The organism is Cytobacillus sp. FSL R7-0696 (assembly GCF_038006865.1).
Classification (GTDB): domain Bacteria; phylum Bacillota; class Bacilli; order Bacillales; family Cytobacillaceae; genus Cytobacillus; species Cytobacillus kochii.
The window spans coordinates 2,869,979-2,896,788 of sequence record NZ_JBBOWA010000001.1; the positions used below are offsets into that span (position 1 = coordinate 2,869,979).

26 protein-coding genes are annotated in these 26,810 nt (G+C 36.8%); 19 read left to right on the top strand and 7 right to left on the bottom strand.

All coding sequences use genetic code 11. From position 1 onward, the window contains the following. The first annotated feature begins 25 nt into the window (after positions 1–25). The 4 genes from MKX29_RS15005 (at position 26) to MKX29_RS15020 (ending at position 5,662) form a co-directional block, all read left to right on the top strand. Complete coding sequence (locus tag MKX29_RS15005) at positions 26–2,605, top strand: DNA translocase FtsK (RefSeq protein ID WP_341106332.1); 2,580 nt, start codon at positions 26–28, stop codon at positions 2,603–2,605. A 29-nt stretch (positions 2,606–2,634) separates the two neighbouring features. Next, positions 2,635–3,309: a hypothetical protein gene (locus MKX29_RS15010; RefSeq protein ID WP_341106334.1), complete on the top strand. Its 675-nt coding sequence runs from the start codon at positions 2,635–2,637 to the stop codon at positions 3,307–3,309. Between the two features lie 277 nt (positions 3,310–3,586). Further along, on the top strand, positions 3,587–4,882 hold the full coding sequence (gene murC / locus MKX29_RS15015) for a UDP-N-acetylmuramate--L-alanine ligase (RefSeq protein WP_224938780.1): 1,296 nt from the start codon (positions 3,587–3,589) through the stop codon (positions 4,880–4,882). 366 nt (positions 4,883–5,248) lie between these two features. Further along, positions 5,249–5,662, top strand: a complete 414-nt coding sequence (locus MKX29_RS15020; RefSeq protein ID WP_224938779.1) for an acyl-CoA thioesterase — start codon at positions 5,249–5,251, stop codon at positions 5,660–5,662. 146 nt (positions 5,663–5,808) lie between these two features. On the opposite strand, the gene MKX29_RS15025 is transcribed toward MKX29_RS15020, so the two are convergent. Next, on the bottom strand, positions 5,809–6,924 hold the full coding sequence (locus tag MKX29_RS15025) for an aminopeptidase (protein WP_095372225.1): 1,116 nt from the start codon (positions 6,922–6,924) through the stop codon (positions 5,809–5,811). 317 nt (positions 6,925–7,241) lie between these two features. Between MKX29_RS15025 and MKX29_RS15030 the strand changes: the two genes are divergently transcribed. From MKX29_RS15030 to ytxJ, 3 genes are all read left to right on the top strand, one after another. Then, complete coding sequence (locus tag MKX29_RS15030) at positions 7,242–7,727, top strand: DUF948 domain-containing protein (protein WP_224938777.1); 486 nt, start codon at positions 7,242–7,244, stop codon at positions 7,725–7,727. Positions 7,728–7,750: 23 nt separating this feature from the next. Then, positions 7,751–8,233, top strand: coding sequence for a YtxH domain-containing protein (locus MKX29_RS15035; protein WP_224938776.1), 483 nt, complete (start codon positions 7,751–7,753; stop codon positions 8,231–8,233). Between the two features lie 129 nt (positions 8,234–8,362). After that, positions 8,363–8,689 (top strand): bacillithiol system redox-active protein YtxJ, encoded by a 327-nt coding sequence (ytxJ, locus tag MKX29_RS15040; protein ID WP_341106341.1) that lies wholly within the window; start codon positions 8,363–8,365, stop codon positions 8,687–8,689. A 31-nt stretch (positions 8,690–8,720) separates the two neighbouring features. Here ytxJ and MKX29_RS15045 read toward each other — a convergent pair whose 3' ends face one another. After that, positions 8,721–10,955 (bottom strand): cell division protein FtsA, encoded by a 2,235-nt coding sequence (locus MKX29_RS15045; protein ID WP_341106343.1) that lies wholly within the window; start codon positions 10,953–10,955, stop codon positions 8,721–8,723. A 239-nt stretch (positions 10,956–11,194) separates the two neighbouring features. Between MKX29_RS15045 and MKX29_RS15050 the strand changes: the two genes are divergently transcribed. The 6 genes from MKX29_RS15050 (at position 11,195) to MKX29_RS15075 (ending at position 16,738) form a co-directional block, all read left to right on the top strand. Beyond that, positions 11,195–12,268, top strand: a complete 1,074-nt coding sequence (locus MKX29_RS15050; RefSeq protein WP_285840908.1) for a bifunctional 3-deoxy-7-phosphoheptulonate synthase/chorismate mutase — start codon at positions 11,195–11,197, stop codon at positions 12,266–12,268. Positions 12,269–12,621: 353 nt separating this feature from the next. Next, positions 12,622–13,620, top strand: coding sequence for a catabolite control protein A (gene ccpA, locus MKX29_RS15055; protein WP_224938773.1), 999 nt, complete (start codon positions 12,622–12,624; stop codon positions 13,618–13,620). Positions 13,621–13,834: 214 nt separating this feature from the next. Next, positions 13,835–14,656, top strand: a complete 822-nt coding sequence (gene motP / locus MKX29_RS15060; RefSeq protein ID WP_341106346.1) for a flagellar motor protein MotP — start codon at positions 13,835–13,837, stop codon at positions 14,654–14,656. Further along, complete coding sequence (motS, locus tag MKX29_RS15065; RefSeq protein ID WP_251162541.1) at positions 14,643–15,389, top strand: flagellar motor protein MotS; 747 nt, start codon at positions 14,643–14,645, stop codon at positions 15,387–15,389. Before motP ends, motS begins: the two co-directional genes overlap by 14 nt. 149 nt (positions 15,390–15,538) lie before the next feature. Next, a complete protein-coding gene (locus MKX29_RS15070; protein ID WP_341106347.1) occupies positions 15,539–16,183 on the top strand; it encodes a hypothetical protein in 645 nt (214 codons plus the stop codon). Between the two features lie 15 nt (positions 16,184–16,198). Next, positions 16,199–16,738 carry a GrpB family protein gene (locus MKX29_RS15075; protein ID WP_341106348.1) on the top strand — a complete coding sequence of 180 codons (540 nt, stop codon included), beginning with the start codon at positions 16,199–16,201 and terminating at the stop codon, positions 16,736–16,738. Between the two features lie 28 nt (positions 16,739–16,766). On the opposite strand, the gene MKX29_RS15080 is transcribed toward MKX29_RS15075, so the two are convergent. Next, on the bottom strand, positions 16,767–17,654 hold the full coding sequence (locus MKX29_RS15080; RefSeq protein ID WP_224938768.1) for a LysR family transcriptional regulator: 888 nt from the start codon (positions 17,652–17,654) through the stop codon (positions 16,767–16,769). Between the two features lie 148 nt (positions 17,655–17,802). Between MKX29_RS15080 and MKX29_RS15085 the strand changes: the two genes are divergently transcribed. Further along, the gene (locus tag MKX29_RS15085) at positions 17,803–19,023 is read left to right on the top strand and encodes an MFS transporter (RefSeq protein WP_341108287.1); all 1,221 of its coding nucleotides are present in this window, start codon (positions 17,803–17,805) and stop codon (positions 19,021–19,023) included. A gap of 296 nt (positions 19,024–19,319) precedes the next feature. Here the strand turns inward: MKX29_RS15085 and MKX29_RS15090 are convergent, their stop codons facing one another. Continuing rightward, on the bottom strand, positions 19,320–20,231 hold the full coding sequence (locus MKX29_RS15090; RefSeq protein ID WP_341106349.1) for a LysR family transcriptional regulator: 912 nt from the start codon (positions 20,229–20,231) through the stop codon (positions 19,320–19,322). 118 nt (positions 20,232–20,349) lie between these two features. Here MKX29_RS15090 and MKX29_RS15095 point away from each other — a divergent pair, with 118 nt between their 5' ends. The 5 genes from MKX29_RS15095 to MKX29_RS15115 all read left to right on the top strand — a co-directional run bounded on the left by MKX29_RS15095 (position 20,350) and on the right by MKX29_RS15115 (position 23,790). Further along, positions 20,350–20,904, top strand: coding sequence for a flavodoxin family protein (locus MKX29_RS15095; protein WP_251162544.1), 555 nt, complete (start codon positions 20,350–20,352; stop codon positions 20,902–20,904). 2 nt (positions 20,905–20,906) lie between these two features. After that, positions 20,907–21,272: a cupin domain-containing protein gene (locus tag MKX29_RS15100; RefSeq protein ID WP_095372238.1), complete on the top strand. Its 366-nt coding sequence runs from the start codon at positions 20,907–20,909 to the stop codon at positions 21,270–21,272. Positions 21,273–21,294: 22 nt separating this feature from the next. Continuing rightward, positions 21,295–21,753 (top strand): DinB family protein, encoded by a 459-nt coding sequence (locus tag MKX29_RS15105; RefSeq protein ID WP_341106350.1) that lies wholly within the window; start codon positions 21,295–21,297, stop codon positions 21,751–21,753. A gap of 428 nt (positions 21,754–22,181) precedes the next feature. Further along, entirely contained in the window at positions 22,182–22,628 is a 447-nt protein-coding gene (locus tag MKX29_RS15110) for a DUF6376 family protein (protein ID WP_341106351.1), read from the top strand. A 52-nt stretch (positions 22,629–22,680) separates the two neighbouring features. Continuing rightward, positions 22,681–23,790, top strand: coding sequence for a hypothetical protein (locus MKX29_RS15115; RefSeq protein ID WP_341106352.1), 1,110 nt, complete (start codon positions 22,681–22,683; stop codon positions 23,788–23,790). A 326-nt stretch (positions 23,791–24,116) separates the two neighbouring features. Here the strand turns inward: MKX29_RS15115 and MKX29_RS15120 are convergent, their stop codons facing one another. From MKX29_RS15120 to MKX29_RS15130, 3 genes are read right to left on the bottom strand one after another with little or no spacing between them, the layout of a single operon-like run. Continuing rightward, positions 24,117–25,274 (bottom strand): acetoin utilization protein AcuC, encoded by a 1,158-nt coding sequence (locus tag MKX29_RS15120; RefSeq protein WP_341106353.1) that lies wholly within the window; start codon positions 25,272–25,274, stop codon positions 24,117–24,119. 5 nt (positions 25,275–25,279) lie between these two features. Then, a complete protein-coding gene (locus MKX29_RS15125) occupies positions 25,280–25,924 on the bottom strand; it encodes an acetoin utilization AcuB family protein (protein WP_341106354.1) in 645 nt (214 codons plus the stop codon). Between the two features lie 25 nt (positions 25,925–25,949). Then, entirely contained in the window at positions 25,950–26,582 is a 633-nt protein-coding gene (locus tag MKX29_RS15130; protein ID WP_095372243.1) for a GNAT family N-acetyltransferase, read from the bottom strand. Between the last annotated feature and the right edge of the window lie 228 nt (positions 26,583–26,810).

Consider the following 26,810-nt stretch of genomic DNA (forward strand, 5'->3'; position numbering starts at 1 on the left):
TAGAACAGAAAAGGAAGTTGATAGAATGAATTGGTTTAAAAGAATAAAAGCCTACTTTAATGGCTATGATGCCGATGAGTTCAAGGAATATAATCCAACGAATACAACTCAAGAAGAGAAACCTACAAATAACACTAATAAAATTCAAGCTAAAGAACCATATGATACACATAGAGAGATAGAAGCAAAAGTAATTTATCAATATCCAAAAGGTGAATTTCGTTTTCCTCTCATCCCAGATGAGACACGGGGAAGAAGAAAGCCAAGAGAACGTGTAAATAAATTAGCAGACGAAAAGCCAAAAGATAGCAAAAATCTTCAAACAAGACAAAGAAGAAATCATTCAACAAAAGAAAATATTGAAAATCAGCAAGAAAATCATCGTCCAATAGAAAAGAAACAAGTAAAAAAAACAGAAATTAAGCTGAATGCTGGGCCATTTAAACCATCAGAAATTCCCTCTCCTATATATGGTTTTGGTCAAAGGAAAAGTCAAATAAAAGAGGAAACGAAACTTGAACAGTATGAAAGAATAGAACCTACTGAATATGATCTTGGTATTGCTCGTGGAAGAAAAGAATCTGCTTCACTTGAAGAACAATACAATCAATTGTCTCTTTACGATGAGCCGGAACAAGTGAATGTGAGGGTGGAAGAAGACCTGATAGTGGCGACTAACAATGAGCCGGAACAAGTGGATGTGAGGGTGGAAGAAGACCCGATAGTGGCGACTAACAATGAGCCGGAACAAGTGAGTGTGAGGGTGGAAGAAGACCCGATAGTGACGACTAACAATGAGCCGGAACAAATGATAACATCCTTTCAGGTCGAAGATGAGCTAACAGTTTCACAAGATCAAACTGCTGTCGCACTTGAAAAATCCATTCCTTATTCGAATCAGTATGAAGAAGTTGAAGAAAAACGGATGTATGAAGATGAGGCACAGGATGAAGGACAAGCAAACATACATAGCATGGAAGAAGCTCACGCCAATGTGGAAGAAGAGATAGAAACTGGAACATCGTCTCATCAATCACAGAAGCGGAGTCATCTGCCCTTTAATGTAATGATGTTGCAATCGGATAAGAAAAAGTTAAATGTCAATGAGACGGCAGCATTTGATCCATCGTCACAAGTAAAAAAAAATGACTTTTATAGAGATGAGGAAATAGAAGAAAATTTGCCTAATTATGTCTTCCCATCTATGAGGTTGTTAGATCCTCCAGTTAATATGGACACAGATGAAGAATGGTTATTAGAACAAGAGGAATTATTAAATGCCACCCTACATCACTTCAATGTCCGAGCTCATGTGATACAAGTAACGAAAGGTCCTGCCGTTACTCGTTTTGAAGTGCAACCAGAGCCGGGAGTGAAAGTAAATAAAATTACAAACCTAGCTGATGATATCAAACTCAGTCTTGCTGCAAGGGATATTAGAATAGAAGCACCTATCCCTGGAAAACATGCGATAGGCATAGAAGTGCCTAACCAAAAGAGTAGACCTGTACAAATTAGCGAAATCATTCATAGTGAAGAGTTTATGCAATCAGAATCACCATTAACTGCTGTATTAGGTCTAGATATTGCTGGTGATCCAATTGTCACAGATTTACGCAAAATGCCCCATGGTTTAATTGCAGGTGCAACAGGATCTGGTAAAAGTGTTTGTATAAATTCTATTCTTATTAGTCTTTTATACAAAGCTGATCCTGAGGAGTTAAAGCTCTTGCTCATTGATCCTAAAATGGTAGAATTAGCACCATACAATCAAATACCACATCTTGTTAGTCCGGTCATAACCGATGTAAAGGCGGCAACAGCCTCACTGAAGTGGGCAGTAGAAGAAATGGAAAGAAGATATGAATTATTTGCTCATTCGGGCGTACGAGATATTAATCGTTTCAATGATTATGCAGAGGCAAATAAGCAATACCATCAAAAACTGCCGTATATTGTCATTGTCATAGATGAATTAGCCGATTTAATGATGATGGCCCCAGCGGATGTTGAGGAAGCCATCTGTCGTATCGCTCAAAAGGCAAGGGCCTGCGGGATTCACTTAATTATTGCGACTCAACGACCGTCAGTTGATGTTATCACGGGTCTCATTAAGGCAAATGTACCAACAAGAATTGCCTTTTCTGTCTCTTCACAAGTGGATTCGCGGACAATAATAGATATTAGTGGTGCTGAAAAGCTTTTGGGTAGAGGAGATATGCTCTTTTTAGAAAACGGTTCATCAAAGCCAGTTCGCTTGCAAGGAACTTTTGTTTCTGATCAAGAAATTGATGATGTCGTAGCACATGTTAGGAAAGAGCAGAAACCACAATATTTATTTGAACAAGATGAGTTATTAAAGAAAGCGAAAGTAACTGAAGAAACAGATGAATTATTCTTTGAAGCATGTTATTTTGTGATTGATCATCAGGCGGCATCCGCTTCTATGTTACAAAGAAGGTTTAAAATTGGTTATAACAGAGCAGCACGCTTAATAGATATGATGGAGGAACAAGGCTTCGTATCTGAAAATCGGGGCAGTAAACCAAGAGATGTCCTCATTACTGAAATGGAACTAAATGAAATTGAACAAAATAGTGAATGATGTTAGAAGAAAGGTAAGGAAGGGTCATGATGGTTGAAAATGATACACCCATCGTTCATTTGCACAAGTTTCGTGATAAAAAGCAACTGCAAGGTGAGGTAGCTAGTTTTCAGTTAATTGAAAAGGTTAAAAGGTACAGTGAACGCCACTTAAATATTCGTGAGATGGTCCGTGCAAAGCATATTTTTAAACTACACCTCCAATTAAAGGAGGAGGATGAAATTCCATCAAGCATGTACCATCTATTTACAGATTGGTTAATTTTTGACTACCAAACCATTCATGGGGTTAGCGTGTTTCAGCTATTTTTACAGAGACAAAGAAATCAGATGCGTGAATATGAAATGATTCAAGCTGCCCTATGTATGGCTGCTGTTATGGAACCATTGTTAATTACAAACTATGATGGAAAGACTATAGTTGGATATGATTTAAATGAGGAAGAACAAGTTGTATCTTTAAATAACGTAGAGCATTCTTCTTTAACTATCGTAAGAGGAACGGTTGTTTTTTTAAGGAGAATTCCTGGTATAAAGAATAATTTCGCTTTTCCCCCTCTCCTACTATGTCAAGATGTTCATCCTTTTAGTGAATTACGTACAAACTATCAAAGAATGGGCAAAAAAGATACATTGAGGTCTTTTTTAAAGCACAGAGCATTGGACATTTTACCAGAAAGCCAATATTGGGAAGTGTTGAGCTGATAGTCCTATTCCTTATTACCTAAAAATAAACAACCTTTTTAAGTAGAAAAGGCTGATATACTGTGCTGTAGGTAAGGAAAATTCTCATGCACTATAAGTTGCAAAAAATTATGATGATCGGGACAAGTGATACATAGTTTTTCAAAGGGAATAATGATATAATGTTTAAATGTGAATTAAAAAGAACTATGGAAACTTGAAATAAACGATTATGAGCAAAAATAGATATATGTCATATACTGTTTTACAGATATACGATGGTTGGAGGTTTCTTTATATGACTATTTACCATTTCGTCGGTATTAAAGGGTCAGGGATGAGTGCACTTGCACAAATTCTACATGATATGAATTATAATGTTCAAGGATCAGACGTTGAAAAGCACTTCTTCACACAAGTGGCACTTGAGGAAGCTGGAATAAAAATTTTGCCATTTAATAAAAATAATATACAACCTGGCTTAACAATCATTGCCGGTAATGCATTCCCTGATACACATGAGGAAATAGAAGAAGCGACAAGACTTGGTTTACCAATCATTCGCTATCACAAGTTCCTCGGTGATTTCATGAAGAATTTTACAAGTATCGCTGTTACAGGAGCACATGGTAAAACTTCTACGACTGGGTTGCTTGCACATGTACTTACAGGTGCGAATCCTACTGCTTATCTGATTGGTGATGGTACTGGGAGAGGAAATAAACTGGCCGAATATTTTGCTTTTGAAGCATGTGAATATCGCCGCCACTTCTTGTCATACCATCCGGATTATTGCATCATGACAAATATTGATTTTGATCATCCAGATTATTTTGCAAGTCTTGATGATGTTTTTTCTGCGTTTCAAGAAATGTCATTACAAGTGAAAAAAGGGATTTTCGCTTGTGGTGATGATGAACAATTACAAAAAGTGCAAGCAAAAGTACCTGTTGTTTTTTACGGTTTTGGTGAAGAAAATGACTTTCAAGCAAGAAATGTCATCAAGTCAACAAGCGGTACAACCTTTGATGTATTTGTAAGGAATACCTTCTATAATACGTTCACGATCAAATCATACGGAGATCATAACATCTTAAATGCTTTAAGCGTGATTGCCGTGTGTCATTACGAAGATATTGATGCTTCGATTGTTCAAGAGCAGCTCCTCACATTCGGAGGAGTAAAGAGACGATTTACAGAGAAACAAATTGGTGATCAAGTCATTATCGATGATTACGCTCACCATCCGACTGAAATAAAAGCAACAATTGAAGCAGCGCGTCAAAAATACCCTGATAAAGAAATCATCGGTGTTTTCCAACCGCATACCTTCACAAGGACACAAACATTCTTAGATGATTTTGCTTCAAGTTTAAACTTGGCAGACCAAGTGTATCTATGTGAAATCTTTGGATCCGCTAGGGAAATTCATGGAAAGCTTTCTATTGAAGATTTACAAGCAAAAGTGGATGGTTCTGTTATTTTAAACGAAGACGATACGAATATCTTAAAAGATCACCACGATGGTGTCTTAATCTTTATGGGTGCAGGCGACATTCAAAAATTCCAGAAAGCATACGAAATGCAACTATAAGCGAGTAGTTCCTCATGAGAGTGGGGGACTACTTTTTGTTTTATCAATTCAATTTGTGGTTTAAGTCCATTAGAGAAAAAGGAATTTGCTCGTGCAACTGAAGTGAAATAAGCAAAGATAGCAGATCAAAAGGGATTTGCTCGTGCATCAGAAGTAAAATCGGAAAAGATAGCTGCGCATTTAATGGGCTACACTCACATCAGGCCATCAACACGGCATAGCAATCATTTTTTCTTTACATATTCCCCTTAATCAATTACTTGGAACTAAATAAATTTGAATGATGAAAGTTGATGTATTCATTTTCTTACTATTTTGATAAAATATAATATAAAAAAATGACGGATAAATTACGGGGGAATGAAGATGCGAAAAAATATATTAAAGGTATGTGTTCAACAAGATGATATTGATCATTTAGGTCACATGAATTATATGAAGTATCTTGTCTATTTAGAGAAGGGTGTATCTAACTGGTATAGAGAAATTGGCATTGGAAAAGAGCAATTAGATCAACAGCATTTAGGAACAGTAATGGTTAACTTTGATGTTACCTATAAAAAAGAGGCACGAGTGAATGAAGAACTCACAATTTTCACAGAATTACGTAATGTAGGTAATAAAAGCTTTTATATTTATCAAGAAATATATAATGAGGATCAAGAGCTATTGACAACATGTAAGAAGACTTTTGTCATGTTTAATACCATTACAAGACAGGGTGTACCTGTTGTTAAGGAAATTACTGAATTAGTACAGAAGGAAAATTACAACAATTAAATCTGAAGAAAAGACGGTTAAGATGATTGTTGGCTTCTGCTATATGCATGAATGATTGTGGCAGTCATTTTTTATGTGGGAATACATAAATAACCACGAACAAAAATTTGTTCGTGGTTCACATGGGAAAATTCCCATTTGTTAGCTTATTTTAAGTTTTCTGGATTGAGTGCTTCTAATTCTGCAATTACAAATTTGCCGTCTTTGCGGATTAATTGATCATCGAAGTAGATTTCTCCACCACCATAATCAGGACGTTGGATATTGACTAAGTCCCAATGGATATTTGATTTGTTCCCATTATATGCTTCGTCATAGCATTGTCCTGGTGTGAAGTGAAAGCTACCGTCAATTTTTTCATCAAAAAGGATATCTTGCATTGGGTGTAGAATATAAGGGTTAACACCAATAGCAAATTCTCCAACAAAGCGAGCACCCTCATCTGTATCGAATATTTTGTTAATACGCTCAGTATCATTAGCAGTGGCCTCAATGATTTTACCATTCTCGAAAGTTAGTTTTACATTTTCGAACGTAAAACCGTTATATGGAGATGGTGTGTTATAAGAAATAACTCCATTCACTGAATCACGCACTGGAGCGGTATAAACTTCACCATCTGGTATATTCATTTGTCCAGAACATTTAATAGCTGGGATATCTTTAATTGAAAAACTTAAATCAGTCCCAGGTCCTGTTAAGCGAACTTTATCTGTTTTATTCATCAATGAAACGAGATTGTCCATGGCTGCATCCATTTTACTGTAGTCTAAGTTACATACATCAAAGTAAAAGTCTTCGAATGCTTCCACGCTCATTTTAGCTAATTGAGCCATTGAAGCGTTTGGATAGCGGAGTACGACCCATTTTGTTTTTGGCACGCGAATTTCTCTATGTACCTTTTGACCGATTGTTGATCCGTGAATACGCATTTTTTCATCTGGTACATCTGCTTGTTCGTTAATGTTATTTCCAGAACGTAAACCAATATAAGCATCCATTTGACTCATGACATTTGCTTCAAATGAAGCCATCATATTATATTGTTCTTCATTTGCGCCGAATAAAAGTGCGCGGTCAACTGTATTATCTTTTATCGTGACAAAAGGGTGACCACCAGCGGCGTAGGCTTCTTTTACAAGAGCAGTTACAAGTTCTTTTTGTAAACCGAAGTTCTCAATGAGAACTTTTTCTCCTTTTTGTAAACCAATTGAATAATTAATTAAGTTCTTAGCTAATTGTTCAATACGAGGATCTTTCATTACATATCCCTCCGAATAAAAAATTGATTACTACCTTCTTATTGTAACCTAAAGTGGGAGGTTTGTTCGAAAATAACTAGAGAAAAAGACAGAATAAATGATTTTCTTAGGATAAAATAGATAAGTAAGGTTCCCGTTAGGTCTAATCGCTTCATTTAAGTAATTGTTTATATTATGATAATATTTACAGATAAAATAAAAAGGATTATTTGGAAAGAGCGTTTATTCTCTCATAATTGGGGAAAAGCAATAATAAATTAAATACTTTGCTCTTTTCTTTGAATCATTCTTATTTTGAAAATACGGAGGTGTGCCTAATGGAAATTATCTTGTATTTGAGTGTAGCGGTTATTGCCATTGCTTTTTTAGTTTTAGTCATCTACCTTGCTAAAACACTCTCATCGCTACAAGTAACGTTAACGAGTGTATCTAAGACATTAGACGGGTTAGAAAAACAGCTTGATGGAGTGACCAAGGAAACGACAGTACTCTTACATAAAACGAATGCATTAGCAGAAGATATTCAAAAGAAATCTGAAAGCTTGAATAATGTTGTTGGTGCCGTAAAAGAAGTAGGGGACTCAGTAAGAACCTTTAATGGTTCTATTCAAAATATATCATCTTCAGTCAGTCAGCAGCTAGAGTCGAATAAAGAAAAAGTTGCACAAGCTATTAGCTGGGGTAATGTCATCTTAGAATTAAGAGAGAAATATAAACAACGTAAGCAAGCACCAGCGCAAACGTATACAGCTGAGGATCCTATCCCAGTTCCTAGCAAGAAAAGAGAAAGAGCAAGGTCATAAATTCAATTTGGAGGATGATAATGATGAGTAACCAAGATCGTCAAGAAAATGAATCAACACAAGTGGCCAAAAATGAAGATAGCATTAATACAAAGGATTTCGTCATCGGAGCACTAATTGGTGGTATTGTAGGTGCTGGTACAGCATTATTACTTGCCCCTAAATCAGGTAAGGAACTAATAAGTGATATTAATACACAAGCTTCTCATTTAAAGGAAAAATCTAGCCATATCGCTGATACTGCTAAAGTAAAAGGTACTGAATGGGTTCAGGTTGCTAAAGAAAAAAGCAATGAAATCGTTCAATCAGCAAAAGAAAAATCTAATGACTTACAACAAACAGTCTCAAAGCAGTCTGCAGATATGAAAGATAAAATTAAGCAAATGACTGCAAAAGATGACGGAGTGGCTGAAGAAAATGCTCCAACATCGGAAGCAGAAGCACAAAAGAGATTAGAAGAAACGAAAGTAGCTTTTGACCAAACAGAGGAAAAAGTAAATCAATAGTATTCAATAAAGCGGTAAAGAGCCCTCTATTCTTTACCGCTTTATTATGATCTCGATTTGTCATAGGTGACTCTTTTTTAGTAAAATAATGTGAGGTATACCATAATTATAATAAGAGAGGTAATTCAAATGGAAAGATTAAATACAAAAGAAGCATTTAACCAAGCATTGCAAGAGAATGAGAAGATGTTATTACTTAAGCACAGTAACACTTGCCCAATCAGCGCAGATGCTTACGAGCAATATGAAAAATACACAAATGAAAATAGTAGTGATGTGAAAGCTTATTACTTAGTTGTTCAAGAAGATCGCCCATTGTCAAACGAGATAGCAGAAATATTTGAAGTAAAACACGAATCTCCACAAGCTTTTCTTTTTGTTAATAAAGAAGTGTCTTGGCATACATCCCACCGTAAAATTACATATGATAACCTAAATGAGGCTGTACAAGCTTAAGGAAGTTATCTATCCCGAACGATTTATTTGTCTAATATGGACGTGAGTCGTTCGGAACATTATTTAAATTGGTTGAAGGAGTTATGTGTTTTTTCCGCACGAGTGTGTAATTTTTAGTTGACCAGTGAATTTTTAAACTGTCCCCCTCTTGTATTTCCTCCAATAGAGAGGACTTCTTGCCGTTTTTAAATAATGTACATTGAAGTTTACCATGATAAGGAATTTGAACTTGAGCAAATTTAATCACATCATGAAAATAAAACCTTGCTTGTTCTTCTTCCTTTATTATTTCTAGTACATCTCCTGAATGTATAAGTGATTCCTCAACTAATTTCTCTTTTTCTCTGATTATGTGCAAAAGTTGTTTATAAAGTGTAACTTCTTTATTATTAACACTAATCGTCATACTGACCTTGTACTGTAAAGATTTATATTTGATGAATTCTAACAGTGTTAATGGGCGTTGTTCAATGATCTCTAAACGATCTAAATGGTTCACATGACTAGTTAAAGATATCGAATTTCCATTGCAAATGACTTTTCCGTTATGAGGTGGAACGATTGTCTGCTTCCCATTGATGATCAGTTGAAATGGCTTTACGTGCTCTAAAAGATGTGTCAAATCTAATGAATGAAAGATTTCTGTAATTGTCGATGGGATCATATATTCAATATGATCACCGTCCTCGAGTAGCTGTTGAGTGGATGCTGTTACTTGATTCACTTTTATTAAGGGCATAATGGTGTATTTTGCATCATGAATATAAATACTTTTATTCTCGGTTTCTCCGACACAATCAGATACTCTAATAGTCGCTGGCTCTCCACTCATTCCTCTTACGACACTTATTTCATCATGGGCGTGGATGACATCTTTTAATTTTGCTTTTTTACCGTTCAAATAAATATATGGCGGTTTTCCGTGACTTCCTGGAATGGTCATTTGTTGTTTGTTAACGGTAATTACTTTTGGAGAGCCAATTTTTCCATACCAATTCCTTGTGAGATATTTTGCAGTTAATAAGACATCCTTTACTGTGAGAGTCATGATTTTTAGCAATCGTTCTGTCTCACCATTGATTGTAATAGGAACAAATCTGAGCGGAGTTTCGTTGGCTGCAATTGCGATTGCAAAAGGTGTAACATACATCGGGTGAGAAGCTAGCTCTTCTGGAAATGATAGATGTTTTAAGCTATTTAAAGTTTTAAGCATGACTTGATGTGGTGGCAAATCTAATTGGTCTCTAAGTAATTCTTGAATGCCAGGTGTTAAGCTTCCACCGCCAATTATTAGGAGAGCAAGAGGTGACTTTTTATTATTTAGCTGTTGTATTTTTTTTGAAAGTGAATGAGCAAGTTGTTCGATAAAGGGAAAAAGTCTATTCATTAAGTCTTTTGAGTAGATATGTTGTTGTGTGTTATTTAATGTTTCAAATGTGAAGGATTCATGGTCGACTAAATGCCGTTTGATACGCTCTGCTTCATGGAAATCGGTTAGTGTCAATTGCTGAATGAACTCTGTCACTTCATCACCTGCCTGTGGCACCATCCCATAAGCAGTAATTGTTCCTTCATTAGTAATGGCAATATCAGATGTACCCGCTCCGATATCTAATACAGCTATATTCAAGTGTCGTAAGGGTGGAGGAATTAAGGTTTGTACACAAGCAATAGGCTCGAGTGTGAGCCCATCAATCGTTAACCCTGCTCTTTGTACTGTTGCTTCTAGAGAGGTAATAACAAGCTTAGGTAAGAAGGTGGCAATAATTTCTACACTCGCTTGAGCACCTTGTTGGTGTAATAAACTTCCAATAGGCTGTCGGTCAATAAAATAATACAGTGGTGTATAGCCTACAAAGGTATAATCTGTTTGGATTTCTGTTTGATGAGTTTTATTTGTAATAGTAGATTGTGCTTTATGAAGAGCTTGCCATTCTAAGTATTGAATATTATCAGCAGTTAAAGGCGGATAATTTCTTATATCCATACTAGTCATTATGCGTTCGGTTCGTAATGATCGACCAGCTGCAGCAATAAATACTTTCTGAAGGGGACCATGTTTTTTTTCAAAGGATTGTTTAATAACAATAACTGTTTCTGCAACCGATTGGATATTGTGAATTTGTCCATCCATCATTGCCCTATCATCATGTTCCTTTACAAAATAATCAACACAATTATACTCCCCTTCTTCAAAAAGAATAAAGAGACCAATGACTGACCTTGTTCCTATATCTAAGACAAAAAATTGTTTTTTCTCACCCAAAAGAATCACATCCTTTTGAATCAATTTGCTTTATTGCTTAAAAGCGTCTAATTAATAAAGATAAAATTAGTGACAGAAGCGTATATTTCATATATAATAACAACAATTATAAAAAATGTATTATAATTATCACCAAAACAAATAAGTGATATCTGAATGAAGCAAGAAAGTATTGTACTCATCTTCGCTTTTTCGGAATTGAGCTTTAATGTAATAACAATTGAGAGGATGGGACTATTATGGGTAAAGAACTAGAGCAATTGCGTAACCGAGTGGATGAAATTAACCTTCAGTTGCTTTCTTTAATTAATGAGAGAGCAGAACTTGTACAAGAAATCGGAAGGGTAAAGGAAACACAAGGAGTCTATCGTTATGATCCTGTCCGTGAAAGAGCGATGTTGGATCTAATCAAAGAGAATAATAATGGACCTTTTGAGAACTCAACAATTGAGCATATGTTCAAGGAAATTTTTAAAGCTGGTTTAGAATTACAAAAGGATGACCATCGCAAAGCATTATTAGTATCCCGTAAGAAAAAATCTGAAAATACAATTGTTGATATAAATGGAGAGCAGATCGGTAACGGACAGCCACATCTTGTCTTTGGGCCATGTGCAGTAGAATCATATGAGCAAGTGGCATCAGTTGCTGAAGCTGTGAAAGCTAAAGGCTTGAAGTTGTTACGAGGCGGCGCATTTAAGCCTAGAACTTCTCCTTATGATTTCCAAGGTTTGGGTGTTGAAGGCTTGAAAATCTTAAAACGTGTAGCAGATGAATATGGTTTAGCTGTTATTTCAGAAATCGTAAGCCCAAATGATATGGAAACTGCAGTGCAGTATTTAGACGTTATTCAAATTGGAGCTAGAAATATGCAGAACTTTGAATTGCTAAAAGCGGCAGGACAAATCAATAAGCCTGTACTCTTAAAGCGTGGTATGTCTGCAACGATTGAAGAATTCATTAATGCAGCTGAATACATCATGGCACAAGGAAATGGCCAAATTATTCTTTGTGAACGAGGCATAAGAACATATGAAAAAGCAACAAGAAATACGTTAGATATTACGGCTGTTCCAATTTTAAAACAAGAAACACATTTACCAGTTATGGTTGATGTCACTCATTCAACTGGAAGAAAAGATTTATTACTTCCAGCTGCAAAAGCAGCACTTGCAATTGGTGCTGATGGGGTTATGGCAGAAGTACATCCAGATCCTGCAGTGGCGTTATCTGATTCCGCTCAGCAAATGGATTTAAATCAATTTGATCAATTCATGAACGCACTTAAACTTCCTTCACAAATTCAAGTGTAATGGTATAATAAAGCTGATTTAAGGGGAATGGTAACCTTCCCTCTTGAATCGGCTTTTTTTATATCTTTTTAAAAAAATTTGTAGTAAGCTGGTTGTGGTTTCTAATCTTTATTTTTAAGATTATGTGAGGAATTGAACAATAGGAAAGAACTTTGGGATAACAGTTATGTAGGTTAGATTCTAACTATTTTTTGACTTTTTCATAAATATTTCAGCATGAAGTTGCGAGGGATGAGAAAAGTATCGTATGATTATACATAATTACAATTCTTGCTGAACAAATAAGGTTTGTAGAAGAATGACATACATAAATACATTTTATTAATATAGAAAAAGTAGAAGGAGTGTGTGACATGAATATTACGATTTATGATGTAGCACGCGAAGCAAATGTTTCAATGGCTACTGTTTCAAGGGTTGTCAATGGGAATCCTAATGTCAAACCGACAACAAGAAAAAAAGTATTAGAGGTAATTGAACGTTTAGGCTATCGCCCTAATGCTGTTGCAAGGGGACTTGCTAGTAAAAAAACTACGACAGTAGGGGTGATATTACCCGATGTATCGAGTACTTTTGTCGCGGAATTAGCTAGAGGAATCGAAGATATCGCAACAATGTATAAGTATAATATTATTTTAAGTAACTCAGATCAAAATATGGACAAGGAGTTACATCTATTAAACACGATGTTAGGAAAACAAGTGGACGGGATTGTTTTTATGGGTGGTAATATAGAGGAAGCACATGTGACGGAATTTGAGAAATCTCCTGTACCTATTGTACTTGCTGGTTCTATTGAAAAGTCGCAAACCATCCCTTCTGTTAACATTGATTATGAACAAGCAGCTTATGATGCCACGGAAGCCTTTATTCAAAAAGGTCACGAAAAAATTGCCTTGCTGATTGGCCCTTTAAGAGAACCAATCAATGCAGAGAAAAAATTAGAAGGCTATAAGAGAGCTCTTCAAGACGCGAGTATTCCTTATCATGAAGAATGGGTAATTGAAGGCGACTACACATATGACTCAGGATTGGAAGCATTTGAACGTTTGTTAGAGTTAGATAGCAAGCCAACTGCTATATTTGCTGGTTCAGATGAAATGGCATTAGGCATCGTTCATGGCGCACAAGATAAAGGGTATCACGTACCTCAGGATGTAGAAGTGATTAGCTCTGATAGCACAAGATTAGCTTTAATGGTGAGACCACAACTTACATCTGTTGTACAACCGCTATATGACATAGGTGCAGTTGCAATGAGATTATTGACGAAGTATATGAATAAGGAAGAAGTCACAGATCACACAGTAGTACTTCCGCACCGAATTGAACAGCGTAACTCAACAAAATAATCATCCGACCGATATGAGAAAAAGAGGGAAAGACATGTAAAGTGAGTTTACCGTATTTACAAGGTAATTCTCACTTTTTACATGTTAAGGTAAGAAAAAATGGTCAAGTGAGAAGATAAGTTTCTTTACAGCTAATAAGGAATAACTTGTCTTCACCTCTTGCAAGACTCGCCAATAGGCGAGTTTTCTAATTTCGTCATTAGGGAGAGAGAGAATGAGAAAGTTAGACAAGTTAACACCAGTTGGTTTAATGGTCGGTGTAATCATGATTATCTTTGGAATTGTTGCTTCCGGTGGGTGGACTGGGATTAAGTATTTTTTTGATTTCTCATCCATCTTTATTGTCATTGGTGGGATAGTTGCAGGTCTTTTTATATCCTTCCAAATGAAGGATCTACGAAAGACTTTTATAGTAATGAAAAAAGGCTTTTCTAAAGAAGAGAGGTCAATAGAGAGTCTGATTGAGACTTTTGTTAAGTTAGCAGACCGTGCTAGAAGAGAAGGTATATTATCTTTAGAATTAGAAGTTGTAAATGAACCAAATCCTTTCATCCGTAAAGGTGTGTTGTTGGCGGTTGATGGAATTGAACCAGAAATGATTAGAGATATACTTAATGCCGATATTGATGCAATGGAAGAGCGCCATCGAAAAGGAAGGAATATTATTGAAAAAGCAGGGGATTATGCACCTGCTTGGGGAATGATTGGTACATTAATTGGACTAGTCCTTATGTTGAAAAATATGGACGACCCTTCAGAACTTGGTTCCGGAATGGCAATTGCTCTTTTAACGACTTTATATGGCTCTTTACTAGCAAACCTTTTTTTCAATCCTTTAGCTGCGAAACTTGAATCACAAACGGATGATGAAATTTTTTATAAACAGGTTGTGATTGAAGGGGTAATTGGTGTTCAAACGGGACAGAACCCAACGATTTTACGAGAGAAATTAAGTGTTTACTTGTCCGAAACCGAGAAAAAAGCTATCGAGGAGCGACTAGAGCTAACGGAGGACTTTGAACATGAGGCGCAATAACCGCCGATCTAAAAGAGATAGGAACAATAAAAAGGGTGCTCCCCTTTGGATGGTGACCTATTCAGACCTTGTTACGCTCGTTCTCGTTTTTTTCATCCTTCTGTTTTCGATGTCACAAGTGGATATGACGAAGTTTAAGGCTGTCTCAGATTCATTTAATAAAGTAGGGATATTCCAATCTAGCTCATCAATATTACCTGATGATGGACGTGAATCTGTGCCAGATGAAACAGAGACAGGTACACCACATTCACTTGATTCACTTGTTCAGGAAGTGGAGAGTTATCTAAAATCTAATGGGTTGGAAAATGTGATCACAGCCAATCGAAATGAAAGAGGTGTTGTGCTCGTTCTGCAAGAGCAAGTATTGTTTGAAACGGGCCAAGCCGATCTTATTGAAGATTCATTTGGTTTTCTCGAAAGCTTAGGGGTCATGCTCAAAGAAATGCCTAATCTTATCCGAGTCGAGGGCCATACAGATAATCGCCCAATTGAGACTTATCGCTACCCATCAAATTGGGAGTTATCTTCAGCTCGAGCAAGTAGTGTTATTCGTTATTTAGTGGAGAATAATGAAATAGAACCGTCTCGTTTTACTGCAGTAGGATACGGTGAAACAAGGCCGATTGCCGCAAACAATAGCTCAGAAAATTGGGAGAAAAATCGCAGAGTAGAGGTTATTATTCTTGATCCTGAGTATAAACACAATGAAGCTATGGAATCATCTAATTGATTCTATAGCTTTTTTCACTTTTTTGGTCCCAGAAAAAGCTGTGAATACTCATTATCCTTTAATATTTAACTGATTTTTTCAACCTATAGACTGACTTTTAAACAACGGTCATTTTGTATAATGAAAGAAACGGTAAGGAGGATAAACGTATGCAAATAAAAGAGCTGACAATATATATAGGTAATTACAATGAAACGAGAAAATTTTATGAAGAAGTGATGGGTCTAAATGTATATAAAGAATCTAAACAACAGATTACATTTCAGGTTGGTACAAGTCTGTTAACCATTCAAGAGGAGATTGAACAGGCATCTTTTTATCATTTTGCTATTAATATTCCACCTAACTTACTTCAATCAGCGAAAGTTTGGTTAAGTAATAGAGTTAAATTGGCAATGGAGGAGGGAAAAGATGAGGTAGACTTTAAGGAAGCGAAAGCAAAAGCGATCTATTTCGAGGATCCATCCGGTAATATCGTTGAATTGATTGCAAGAAAAACGTCCGCAGTAGCTAGTGAATCACATTTTCATAAGGCTCATTTTTTAAATATAAGTGAGGTAGGTATCGCTACAAACCATATAATAGAGCTTGCTCAGCAATTACAAGATAAAGGAATACCAGTGAGAAACAACGAATCAATTAAACACGAGAAATATTTAAACTTTTTCGGAGAATATGAAGATGGAGTTTATATTATTGTTGCTCCTGTTGGTAGAAGGTGGATTTTCTCAAATAAATACGCTAAAGAAGCACCAATCGTTATTCGAACAGATAGAGGGACTATTCAATCCTAGGAAATGGAGGTAATTATGAGGAAAGTAGAAGTACTTAATTATGATAGACAATGGTCTACGGCCTTTGAAGTAGAGGCACAGAAGTTAAAACGAGTCTTTAAAGATAATATGATAGTCATTTTTCATATCGGTAGCACCTCAGTACCAGGCCTTAAAGCCAAGCCGATTATTGATATATTACCGGTTGTCAAAGATATTGCAGAGGTTGATGATTACTTAATTGAAATGAATGCATTAGGGTATGAAGCAAGAGGAGAGAATGGTATAAGAGGAAGAAGATATTTTCAAAAAGGACATGATAATCGTACGCATCATCTTCATTTTTTTGCAAAAGACAATAAGGAGATTATTAGACATCTTGCCTTTCGTGATTATTTACGGACTCATCCATTAGAAGCTGAAAGATATGGTGCCTTAAAAGAATCGTTGGCCATCAAGCACTCGACAGATATCCATGCCTATATTGAAGGAAAAAATGCTTATGTGAAAAAAGTTGAACAGAAGGCATTGGTATGGTTTGAACGGTTCGGGAATCTTCACCAACATCGGTTTTGAATATATCTTTCTGGATGGCTTTGTATTTTCACCATCCAGAAGAGACATATTGGTCTGTCACAAATTTTTTAAACGTTTTTGTAATGGGTGACATATAACGGCTTTCTAACCAGGCAATACCAATCATACGGAAGCAATGTGGTCGGCTAATTGGAATTTGTATAATCTTACTTTTGTTGATACCTTTCAAATCAGGTAAAACTGAAACCCCAAGCTCTGCAGCAACTAACCCCGCGACTGTATCTGCCTCATCACCTTCAAACGTAATTTTTGGCGTGATGCCTGCATCTAAAAAGAGCCCCTCAACGGTCTCTCTTAAAGAATATCCTTTCTTTAAATGAATGATTGGTTCATATTTTAGTTCTTCGAGTGTAATAGAGTTTTTCTTTGCTAGCCGATGGTTTTTAGGTACGACAGCAAAAAGTTCTTCTTCCCATAACTTCATCCAGCCTACCTGATCATTTTTTTCATTAGGTGCAATAAAACATAAATCAATTTGCCCATTATAGAGTTGTTCTAACATGACATGTGAAGCTCCCTGACTAAGTCGGAAATGTGTCTCAGGGTAAGAATCACGGAATTGTGAAATCATATCGGGGATAATGTTGGTACTTAATGTGTGGAGAAAGCCAAGAGAAATCGTTCCAGTATGCGGTTGAATAAGGTCTTGAATTTCTTGCTTAGCTTCTACATACTCTTGAATCATTTTCTCTACTCTTCGTAAAAAGATAACCCCATAAGCATTAAGGTGAATAGCACGCCCCTGTCTTTCAAATAATGGCACACCTAATTCATCCTCTAGCCTCGCAATGGAACGACTTAATGCAGACTGAGAAATCAATAGTTTCTCTGCTGATTGTGTCATATGTTCCGTTTCCGCAAGAGTTCGAAAATAAAGCAATTGTTGAATATCCATAGACTCACTCTTTTCCATTACAATAATACATTGTTTTTATTATTATAATGCATTATACAAATCGATTCAAAGGTGGTACGATGTTTAATATTAAAGAATATGTTACAAGACAAGAACTATTCTAAAAGAAAGAAGAGAACATGAATTGATGAACGGCATACAACAAGGTAGCAATCTTTTCAAAAAAGTGAATATCGCATTTTTTGCTGCGGGGTTTAATACTTTTGCCATACTCTATTGCATGCAACCATTACTGCCGGAGTTTTCGAAAATTTTTTCTATTACCCCAGCAGAAGCAAGTCTCTCCCTCTCCCTGACAACAGTAGTTTTAGCGATTAGTATGTTATTTTTTGGGTCTATATCAGAGGTGTGGGGAAGAAAACCGATTATGGTTTATTCCATGTTCATTTCCTCATTTCTGTGTATTTTGACGGCATTTAGTCCTTCTTTTGAGATATTACTTATTTATCGTGTGCTCATTGGTGTGACACTTGCAGGCTTGCCTTCTATTGCAATGGCTTATTTATCTGAGGAAATGAATCCGAAAAGTTTAGGAAAGGCAATGGGCCTTTATATTAGTGGGAATGCCACAGGCGCTGTCTTTGGGCGTGTGTTTACGGGTGTTATTACAGATTACTTCAGCTGGCAAATTGCTATCTTTGGCGTGGGACTGATTGGCTTTATTGCCACAATGTATTTTCAACGAAGTTTACCTGATTCGAAATTCTTTAAGCCGAGATTATTAAACCTTCGTTCATTATCCCATTCTTTAATTGACCATCTTAAAGATCCAATGTTGTTAGCTTTGTTTTTTATCGGTTTTTTACTATTAGGCAGCAATGTGGCATTGTTTAACTATGTTGGTTATTTATTAATGAGCGAGCCATTTTCATATAGTCATGCAACGATTGGCTGGTTATTTCTTATTTATTTAATCGGTGTAGTTAGTTCTACAATTAACGCAAAACTTGTTCGTTCTTACGGTAAAGAGAAGATGTTAGTTAGTTATTTCACCTTGGCCATAGTAGGTACAGTTTGTACGGCTATACCTCATATCATCGGCATTCTTTTAGGTTTATCTATCTTTATATTTGGCTTTTTCGGGGCACACGCCATTGCTTCAAGTTGGGTTGGCCAAAGAGCAACACATGACAAAGCACAAGCCTCTTCGCTCTATTTATTTCTTTATTATTTCGGCTCTAGTGTCGGTGGTACAGTTGCTGGATTCTTTTGGTCGCGCTACGAATGGCATGGAGTCATCGGCATGGTTGTCATTTTTCTTATGATAGGATTTGCGCTTGTTGCAAGTCTACAATATATGCAAAAAAACCATGTAGTGTTGAAACAACAGTGGCATTCTTATAAATAAAAATGATTGATGATTGAGCGCTCAATCAAATATTTTTATGAGAGTAATAGGCGATAGTAAAAACCCAATCTGATCAAATCGGATTGGGTTTTTTCATATAAGGAAATGATGGACAAGAGTGGAAAAGCAGAAGTGAAAGCCGAGCGATGGTGGTGTTAGCCTTTTCATTAGTAAATTTTGTTTCCTTGCGCAAATTTAGATTGTTTGCGTTACAACTTGTTACGACATTATTTCACATAGTGGAGACGATCATTAAATAGTAACTGCCAAGCTATCGATAATAGGATTAACTCTTATTAATAAGAACTAACAGCTTTTTTTCTCTCCTCTTTAAATACGTTTCTAGTTAAATCAATAAATGCTTGTAGTGGTGGTGTCATTTGTTTGTTTTTATGCCAAGCTATTTGTGTATAGAGTTGAATGTGTTCGTTTGGCCAAATAACTTCTTTTAATTGACCGTTGTGAAGCTCTTTATTGACGACCATGGCGGGAAGAAAAGCCACACCTAGTCCAGCTTTTACACATTGTTTAAGGGCCTCTATACTCACAAACTCAATACTGTTATGCAAAAAGACATTTTCCCCCGCTAAAGTCTGCTCCAATAAAGTGCGATAGGCACATCCGATTTCGGTTAAGAGAAATGATTCATTTTGTAAATCTTTTAGGGTAACGCTTGATTTAATTGCATACTCTGGCGCTGCGACCATTTTTAACTCTTCAATTATTAATGTCTCTGTCAGTAAGGTCTCAGGGGTTTTTCTCACATCCATGATAAAGGCAAGGTCGAGTGTACCATCATCTAAAAGTGCTCTTGCTGAATCATCAGAATGGGCAGGTTTAAACGTCAATTTTACATGAGGAAACTGTGATTTAAATAATTGTAAAACTCGTGGAAGACGGTAAGTACATTGACTTTCTTGTGCGCCAATTGTTAAGGAGGCTGTTCTAAACTGTTTGTCACTTATTTTTTGTAGTGCCTCATCATTTAACCTTAACATTTGGTCAACATACTTCTTGTATTCTTTACCGGTAGCGGTCAAGACAAGTTTTTTTCCCAACCTTTCAAAAAGTGGGTGTTGCAGTTCTGCTTCTAATGCTTTTATTTGAGCGGTTACACTTGATTGTGCAAAATTAAGCATTTTTGCAGTTTTTGTAAAATTCAAAGTAGTGGCCGCTGTTTGAAAGGTCTTTAATTGCTTCATATCCATTTTTTCACCTTCTGCATTGATCGTATTTTTCGATTGATGATATCTATATTATCATCTGTATCTATTAATAGAAACAGATTAAACTTAATATGATAGGAAACTAGAGGAGTGAATCGTAATGAATATAGCAGTCATATATGGTGGAACACGTAAAAGCGGGAATACTGAATGGTTGACGAAACAAGTGATAAATGGGGTGAAAGTTAAGGAATTTCATTTATCTAACTATCAAATAAATGCTATAAAGGATCATCGACATAGTGAAGGCGGTTTTCCTCTAGTGGATGATGATTATCAACAATTAATTCAAGAAATAATGACATATGAAACGTTAATATTTGCTACACCTATTTACTGGTATAGTATGTCCGGTATGATGAAGAATTTTATCGATCGTTGGTCCCAAACACTCAGGGATCCCGAAATGAAACACTTTAAGAAGTCCATGGGAAATAAACAAGCTTATGTCATTGCTGTTGGTGGAGATCAGCCAACGATCAAGGGATTACCAATGATTCAACAATTTCAGTACATCTTTGATTTTATAGGAATGAAGTTTTTAGGATATATATTGGGTGAAGGAAACAAACCGGGAGATATCGAAAAAGATACGAGGGCAATAAATGCAGCAAAAGAAATGAATAAAGTTATTTCACAAGGAAATGAGGCATAAAAATGAACAATCAACCCATTAACATTCAAGAAAAACTAACAAAATTTCATACGTTTTGGTCTCCAAAAGTTGTTGCAGAAATGAATAATTATCAATTGAAGGTCGCTAAATTCTCAGGGGAGTTCGTGTGGCACAAGCATGATGATACAGACGAAGTATTTTTGGTAGTTAAAGGTGAATTAACGATTCGCATGAGAGAAGAAGATGTGGTATTAAAGAATGGTGATTTATTCGTTGTCCCTCAGGGAGTAGAACATTGTCCATATGCAAAAGAAGAGTGCCATGTCATATTAATTGAACCGAAAGGAGTGATTAATACAGGAGAGGTGAAATCATCATTGACGGCTGAAAATGATGTTTGGATTTAAGAATGCAAAAGGGGGCAAAGTGATGGAATTAAGGGAGGTATTAAAAGAGCAATTAAATGCATCACATCATGAAAATGGTTGGTTTGTTAGTTTGCTGAATAGCATAGTCAATTTGAGTGACGAAGAGGCAGATTGGAAACCGAACGAAGACGTTCATAGTATCCATGAAATCACAACACATCTTCTTTATTATAATGAAAGATACTTGCATCGCTTCAAAGAAGAATCAGTGGATGAACAATCGAAAGAAGATACTTTTCAGTTGGATGAAGGGGTAACTTTTTCTTATACGAGAGAGAGGATTCATCATTTATATAATGATTGGAAAAAAAACCTAGAAGCAGCGGATGATTTAGTTATGAATCATGCCAGTGAGGCATTGAGTCATCTTTATTTGCATACGGCGTATCATACGGGTCAAATCATCTTGTTGCGCAAATTACAAGGAAAGTGGGATGCATCCCAAGGAGTGGAAGGCTAAGCTTGATTGGGCTTTAAGCTCATATTTTTCTAATTGAAAACTGTCATCGACTTCTTCTTTCATATGAAGGTTGCAATCAGTTGCAGGTTAAATATGGGCATGGTATAATTGGGAAAACTTAAATATCAACTACCTTTTGTCTAAAGGGGAGTAGCAGTTACAGTAAAGTCGTCAGTACAGGGACTCTCCCTCGGCTTTATTGGCAACATTCGTTGTTTGCGAGACCTTTACCAAGTTTCTTTGGTAAGGGTTTTTGTCGTGCTTTTAAAAAAGAAAGACTAACTAACTCATTTATGAAGGAGTGAAGACTAATGGCTGTGAAAAAATTATTAAAGAGACTCATTCAAAAAGAAGGCGTGAAGTTTTTGAAGAAAAAAGCAGTGCCAATCATAAAAGAACAGTTTAAGAAAAGAAAGGGTAGATAAGGGATGAAAACAAAAGTTTACCTTGCTGCTTTTGGTTTGTTGTTAAGCTTGTCTGCGTGTTCGCCAATTGAAGATACAAAAAATACGTTGGCTTACGTAAATGATGTGGAAGATTATATGAATGAGATTACACAGTTTGCCAACGAATTTCCGGAACAAGCAGAGCAAGCGATAACGGATGAGAATGTTGCAGCATCACTGGAAAAAAATGTAGAGGATTTACAAAATGCCATCGATACAATTGAAAACACTGAAGCACCAGAATTAATTGATAGTCTGCATGCTGAATTGGTGCAACAAAATGAAGCATTATCTACGCATTTAGTTAAGCTTGAGGAAGGTTTGGAGAAAGGGACATTATCTGAGGCATTCATCGAGGACCAAGAATTTATGCAAACAATTAATGACATCACATCCATTTACAATGAAATTGAAAATCTTGGAGAATAGACGCCCGTGATCCTATTAAGTTAAAACAAGCAGAGACTGGGACAAAACAGAGTTGAGCGCTTCGCAAAAGGGAATAGCAAGTCACTCAGAAGGAAAACCAGAGCTGAGCGCTTCGCAAAAGGGAATAGCAAGTCACTCAGAAGGGAAACCAGAGCTGAGCGCTTCGCAAAAGGGAATAGCAAATCACTCAGAAGGGAAACCAGAGCTGAGCGCTTCGCAAAAGGGAATAGCAAGTCACTCAGAAGAAAAACCAGAGCTGAGCGCTTGGCAAAAGGGAATAGCAAGTCACTCAGGAACAAAACCAGAGCTGAGCGCTTCGCAAAAGGGAATAGCAAGTCACTCAGAAAGAAAACCAGAGCTGAGCGCTTCGCAAAAGGGAATAGCAAGTCACTCAGAAGGAAAACCAGAGCTGAGCACTTCGCAAAAGGGAATAGCAAGTCACTCAGAAGAAAAACCAGAGCTGAGCGCTTCGCAAAAGATGTTAGCAAGTCACTCAGAAAGAAAACCAGAGCTGAGCGCTTCGCAAAAGGGAATAGCAAGTCACTCAGGAACAAAACCAGAGCTGAGCGCTTGGCAAAAGGGAATAGCAAGTCACTCAGAAGGAAAACCAGAGCTGAGCGCTTCGCAAAAGGGGATAGCAAGTCACTCAGAAGAAAAACCAGAGCTGAGCGCTTCGCAAAAAGGATTAGCAAGTCACTCAGAAGGAAAACCAGAGTTGAGCGCTTCGCAAAAGATGTTAGCAAGTCACTCAGAAAGAAAACCAGAGCTGAGCGCTTCGCAAAAGGGAATAGCAAGTCACTCAGAAGGAAAACCAGAGCTGAGCGCTTCGCAAAAGGGAATAGCAAGTCACTCAGAAGAAAAACCAGAGTTGAGCGCTTCGCAAAAAGGATTAGCAAGTCACTCAGAAAGAAAACCAGAGCTGAGCGCTTGGCAAAAGGGAATAGCAAGTCACTCAGAAGGAAAACCAGAGTTGAGCGCTTCGCAAAAAGGAATAGCAAGTCACTCAGAAGGGAAACCAGAGCTGAGCGCTTCGCAAAAGATGTTAGCAAGTCTCTCAAGAACAAAACCAGAGCTGAGTGCTTCGCAAAAAGGATTAGCAAGTTACTCAAAAGGAAAACAAGATCTGAATGCTTCGCAGGATTTTTTTCTGCGGGAAAAATAAGAATATAACAGTAAATATAAAAGAGTGCGAATCATAATATGTGTTTCTTACTGTCAGCGCCCAGCAAGCTGCTTACACTCTGTTACAATAATGTTTAGCTACTTCTTCATAAAAGAGAAGAGGTTAGGACAAAAGGTTTGCAGCAACTCAACTAAAAAGGCCGAACTATGATTAGACAAGCTCACACATCGGGAACATGCTACAATAGTTCAGCTTTCTATATTGATAATTTAGCTCATAGATCAATAGGTGATGTTAGTTATGTTACCTAACCTTTATCATTACTTAATAACTTCTGTCCCAAAACTTTGCGTCTTACTTCATTTTCATTCATTTTTCCCTCTTATGGGATAAAGCGCTTTTTCCACCGTTTTAGCGTTTTTTTCAGTGATTTCATTTTTTCTTGGAATGGGATTATATATATCCGATGAATCTTCCCAAGTTTGTGGCAGCTTAAATGGAGATTCCTTTTGCCACTTTTCAATCCAATCAGAAGGTAATGGTCCTGTACCGCTTGAATTTTCAATCATTTCTAACCAAATAAGTGACCAAGCTCTCGGAACTACCCGCCAGATATCATATCCGCCCCCACCAACGGCTATCCATCTTCCTTCACAATATTGATGAGCAAGTTGGTGAGCAAGCCTTGGTATTTCTTTATATATTCTCATTGTTGCCGAAAGATGTGTTAACGGATCAAAGTAATGCGCATCAGCACCATTTTGGGTGAAAATAATATCTGGTTTAAAAAACGCTGCTACTTCTTTAAAGGACGTTTCGTACGCATGTAGCCACGAATCATCCTCTGTAAAAGCGTCTAAAGGTATATTAAAAGAATAGCCATATCCATGACTATGACCTCTTTCGTTAATATTCCCTGTTCCGGGAAATAAGTATCTACCGGTTTCATGGATAGATAATGTACATACATTTGGGTCATCATAAAACGCCCATTGTACACCATCACCATGATGAGCATCCGTATCAATATAAAGGACACGAGCATTATATTTTTCTCGTAAATATTTGATTGCTACTGAGCTGTCATTATAGATACAAAATCCAGATGCCTTACCTCTAAAGCCATGATGAAGTCCCCCGCCTAAATGAAGGGCGTGTTCTGCCTTCCCTTGCATGACATAATCAGCAGCAGTCAATGCGCCTCCAACAAGTAAGCTACTGGCCTCGTGCATTTGAGGGAAAATAGGGGTATCCTCGGTTCCAAGCCCGTAACTCTCTGCCTGCTCTTGGGGAAGCTCATTATTACCTGCTAACTTTACAGCACGAACATAACCTGGATCATGAATGAGTAATAATTCTTCTTCTGTTGCTATTCTAGGTGCAATCATGTGTGTGTCTTTTATCGCATGGATAGATTGTAGTAAATCTAAAGTTAATTTTAGGCGTTGCTGATTAAAAGGGTGCTCAGCATTAAAGCGATAGTTAAGTAATGCATCAGAATATAAAAAAACAGAACGGTCCATGATGTTCACTTCCTTGGATCTATAGGCCAGAGTACAGAATGTCCTTCCTCACGTAATTTGTCTACAAGAGAAAGCGGATTCATTGTTTGGACTCTAAGGACTATAATTTTATAATTACTATCCTCTTTATCTGGATAGACGAGGACACTAAGAATATTGGCTTTTAAATTACGAAATACGGAGGTAACTTCAAATAGCTTACCTGTACGATTAGGCACTCTTACTTCGATTTGTGACCCTGGCTGATGGGCACCTGTTAATTCTACATAAGTATGAAGGAGGTCTGTCTGAGTCACAATGCCGACTAATTGGTTTTCGTTGAGAATGGGCATACAACCGATGCGGTGCTCGTAAAGAGTCGCAGCGATATCTTCTACAAAGTCTAATGGGTGTCCAGAAATAATATCCGTCTTCATAATTCGTTTAATTGGTTGTGAGAGGCCTTCTTTTAATTGAACTGTATCTACTAGTATAGAAGGCGTCGCATCTCGTATATCTCGATCTGTTACTAAGCCGATTAGGTGATTGGCTTCATCGATAATGGGCAAATGGCGGATTTTTTGATCACGCATGAGTTGGAGTGCATCAGCAATGAGGTGATTTTCCGTAAGTGTAAAGATTTCCTTCTTCATCATTTCTTCAACAATCATTTAAAATCCCCCTTTTTAAGAAAAACTAATACATAAAGCGATTCATAAATCGAAGTTTATCGAACTGTTGAATGGAATCTGTGCTTACCCGATTACCAATCCGGGCCATTAGACAATTAGCAGGATGGGAGCTGATTTCTGGATCATCGGTAGCAAACCAAACAAGTCCCCCGGCATTCATCATCTTTTCCATGATTTTGCGGTACTCCCATACGTTTAAACCAGTTCCTTTTAAGTCCCAATGCCAATAATATTCGGTAGTAATAACAATATAATCTTCCATCGCATCATCCATCATTGATACGCGTAAGATACTTTTTCCTGTACCCGTTCCACGAAAGGCAGGAATCACTTCTATTGCCCCTAGTTCGATGAGATTATTCATTTTCCCTTCTGACCATCTTTCTAACGGGTCTGGATATAAATAAGTCGCATAGCCTACGATCGTATCTCTAAATCTAGCAATAATGATTCTTCCTTCAGGTAATCCAGCAATCTCAATTAAAGCCTTCCTCTGTTGCTCTGGAGGTCTGAAAGCAACAAGATCATGATGAAAGTCATAGGTTTTTAGAACATCGGCAGAAATCGGTCCTTCAATGATTAATTCTCCGTTTGCCGTATTCAATTTCATCGCATTATACGTTTTCAGATGCTGCAATTCATTCACCGCCTAAAACAAGTAATCTTTCTATCTATTATACATAAACTACTGAAGCGCTTTCATATAAAAAACATCAATTTAATGACAATTTAAAATAATATGTAGATTATATAAAAATTTCAATGGAAATTGAAACCTTTTTATTTCATTTGCCCTCTAATTTGATCAATGGAAAAGGAGATATTAACATAATATTTACGTCAGTCTTTTTAGATTACTCTTAAC

Coding starts and splice junctions, on each gene's coding strand:
- MKX29_RS15090 (WP_341106349.1), bottom strand. CDS start 20,231: ATGGATATGAAGCAATTAAAGACCTTTCAAACAGCGGCCACTACTTTG.
- MKX29_RS15105 (WP_341106350.1), top strand. CDS start 21,295: ATGGAATTAAGGGAGGTATTAAAAGAGCAATTAAATGCATCACATCAT.
- MKX29_RS15030 (WP_224938777.1), top strand. CDS start 7,242: ATGGAAATTATCTTGTATTTGAGTGTAGCGGTTATTGCCATTGCTTTT.
- MKX29_RS15085 (WP_341108287.1), top strand. CDS start 17,803: ATGAACGGCATACAACAAGGTAGCAATCTTTTCAAAAAAGTGAATATC.
- ytxJ (WP_341106341.1), top strand. CDS start 8,363: ATGGAAAGATTAAATACAAAAGAAGCATTTAACCAAGCATTGCAAGAG.
- MKX29_RS15010 (WP_341106334.1), top strand. CDS start 2,635: ATGGTTGAAAATGATACACCCATCGTTCATTTGCACAAGTTTCGTGAT.
- MKX29_RS15080 (WP_224938768.1), bottom strand. CDS start 17,654: ATGGATATTCAACAATTGCTTTATTTTCGAACTCTTGCGGAAACGGAA.
- MKX29_RS15125 (WP_341106354.1), bottom strand. CDS start 25,924: ATGATTGTTGAAGAAATGATGAAGAAGGAAATCTTTACACTTACGGAA.
- MKX29_RS15035 (WP_224938776.1), top strand. CDS start 7,751: ATGAGTAACCAAGATCGTCAAGAAAATGAATCAACACAAGTGGCCAAA.
- MKX29_RS15075 (WP_341106348.1), top strand. CDS start 16,199: ATGAGGAAAGTAGAAGTACTTAATTATGATAGACAATGGTCTACGGCC.
- MKX29_RS15110 (WP_341106351.1), top strand. CDS start 22,182: ATGAAAACAAAAGTTTACCTTGCTGCTTTTGGTTTGTTGTTAAGCTTG.
- motP (WP_341106346.1), top strand. CDS start 13,835: ATGAGAAAGTTAGACAAGTTAACACCAGTTGGTTTAATGGTCGGTGTA.
- murC (WP_224938780.1), top strand. CDS start 3,587: ATGACTATTTACCATTTCGTCGGTATTAAAGGGTCAGGGATGAGTGCA.
- MKX29_RS15005 (WP_341106332.1), top strand. CDS start 26: ATGAATTGGTTTAAAAGAATAAAAGCCTACTTTAATGGCTATGATGCC.
- MKX29_RS15025 (WP_095372225.1), bottom strand. CDS start 6,924: ATGAAAGATCCTCGTATTGAACAATTAGCTAAGAACTTAATTAATTAT.
- MKX29_RS15070 (WP_341106347.1), top strand. CDS start 15,539: ATGCAAATAAAAGAGCTGACAATATATATAGGTAATTACAATGAAACG.
- MKX29_RS15100 (WP_095372238.1), top strand. CDS start 20,907: ATGAACAATCAACCCATTAACATTCAAGAAAAACTAACAAAATTTCAT.
- MKX29_RS15050 (WP_285840908.1), top strand. CDS start 11,195: ATGGGTAAAGAACTAGAGCAATTGCGTAACCGAGTGGATGAAATTAAC.
- motS (WP_251162541.1), top strand. CDS start 14,643: ATGAGGCGCAATAACCGCCGATCTAAAAGAGATAGGAACAATAAAAAG.
- ccpA (WP_224938773.1), top strand. CDS start 12,622: ATGAATATTACGATTTATGATGTAGCACGCGAAGCAAATGTTTCAATG.
- MKX29_RS15020 (WP_224938779.1), top strand. CDS start 5,249: ATGCGAAAAAATATATTAAAGGTATGTGTTCAACAAGATGATATTGAT.
- MKX29_RS15120 (WP_341106353.1), bottom strand. CDS start 25,274: ATGGACCGTTCTGTTTTTTTATATTCTGATGCATTACTTAACTATCGC.
- MKX29_RS15095 (WP_251162544.1), top strand. CDS start 20,350: ATGAATATAGCAGTCATATATGGTGGAACACGTAAAAGCGGGAATACT.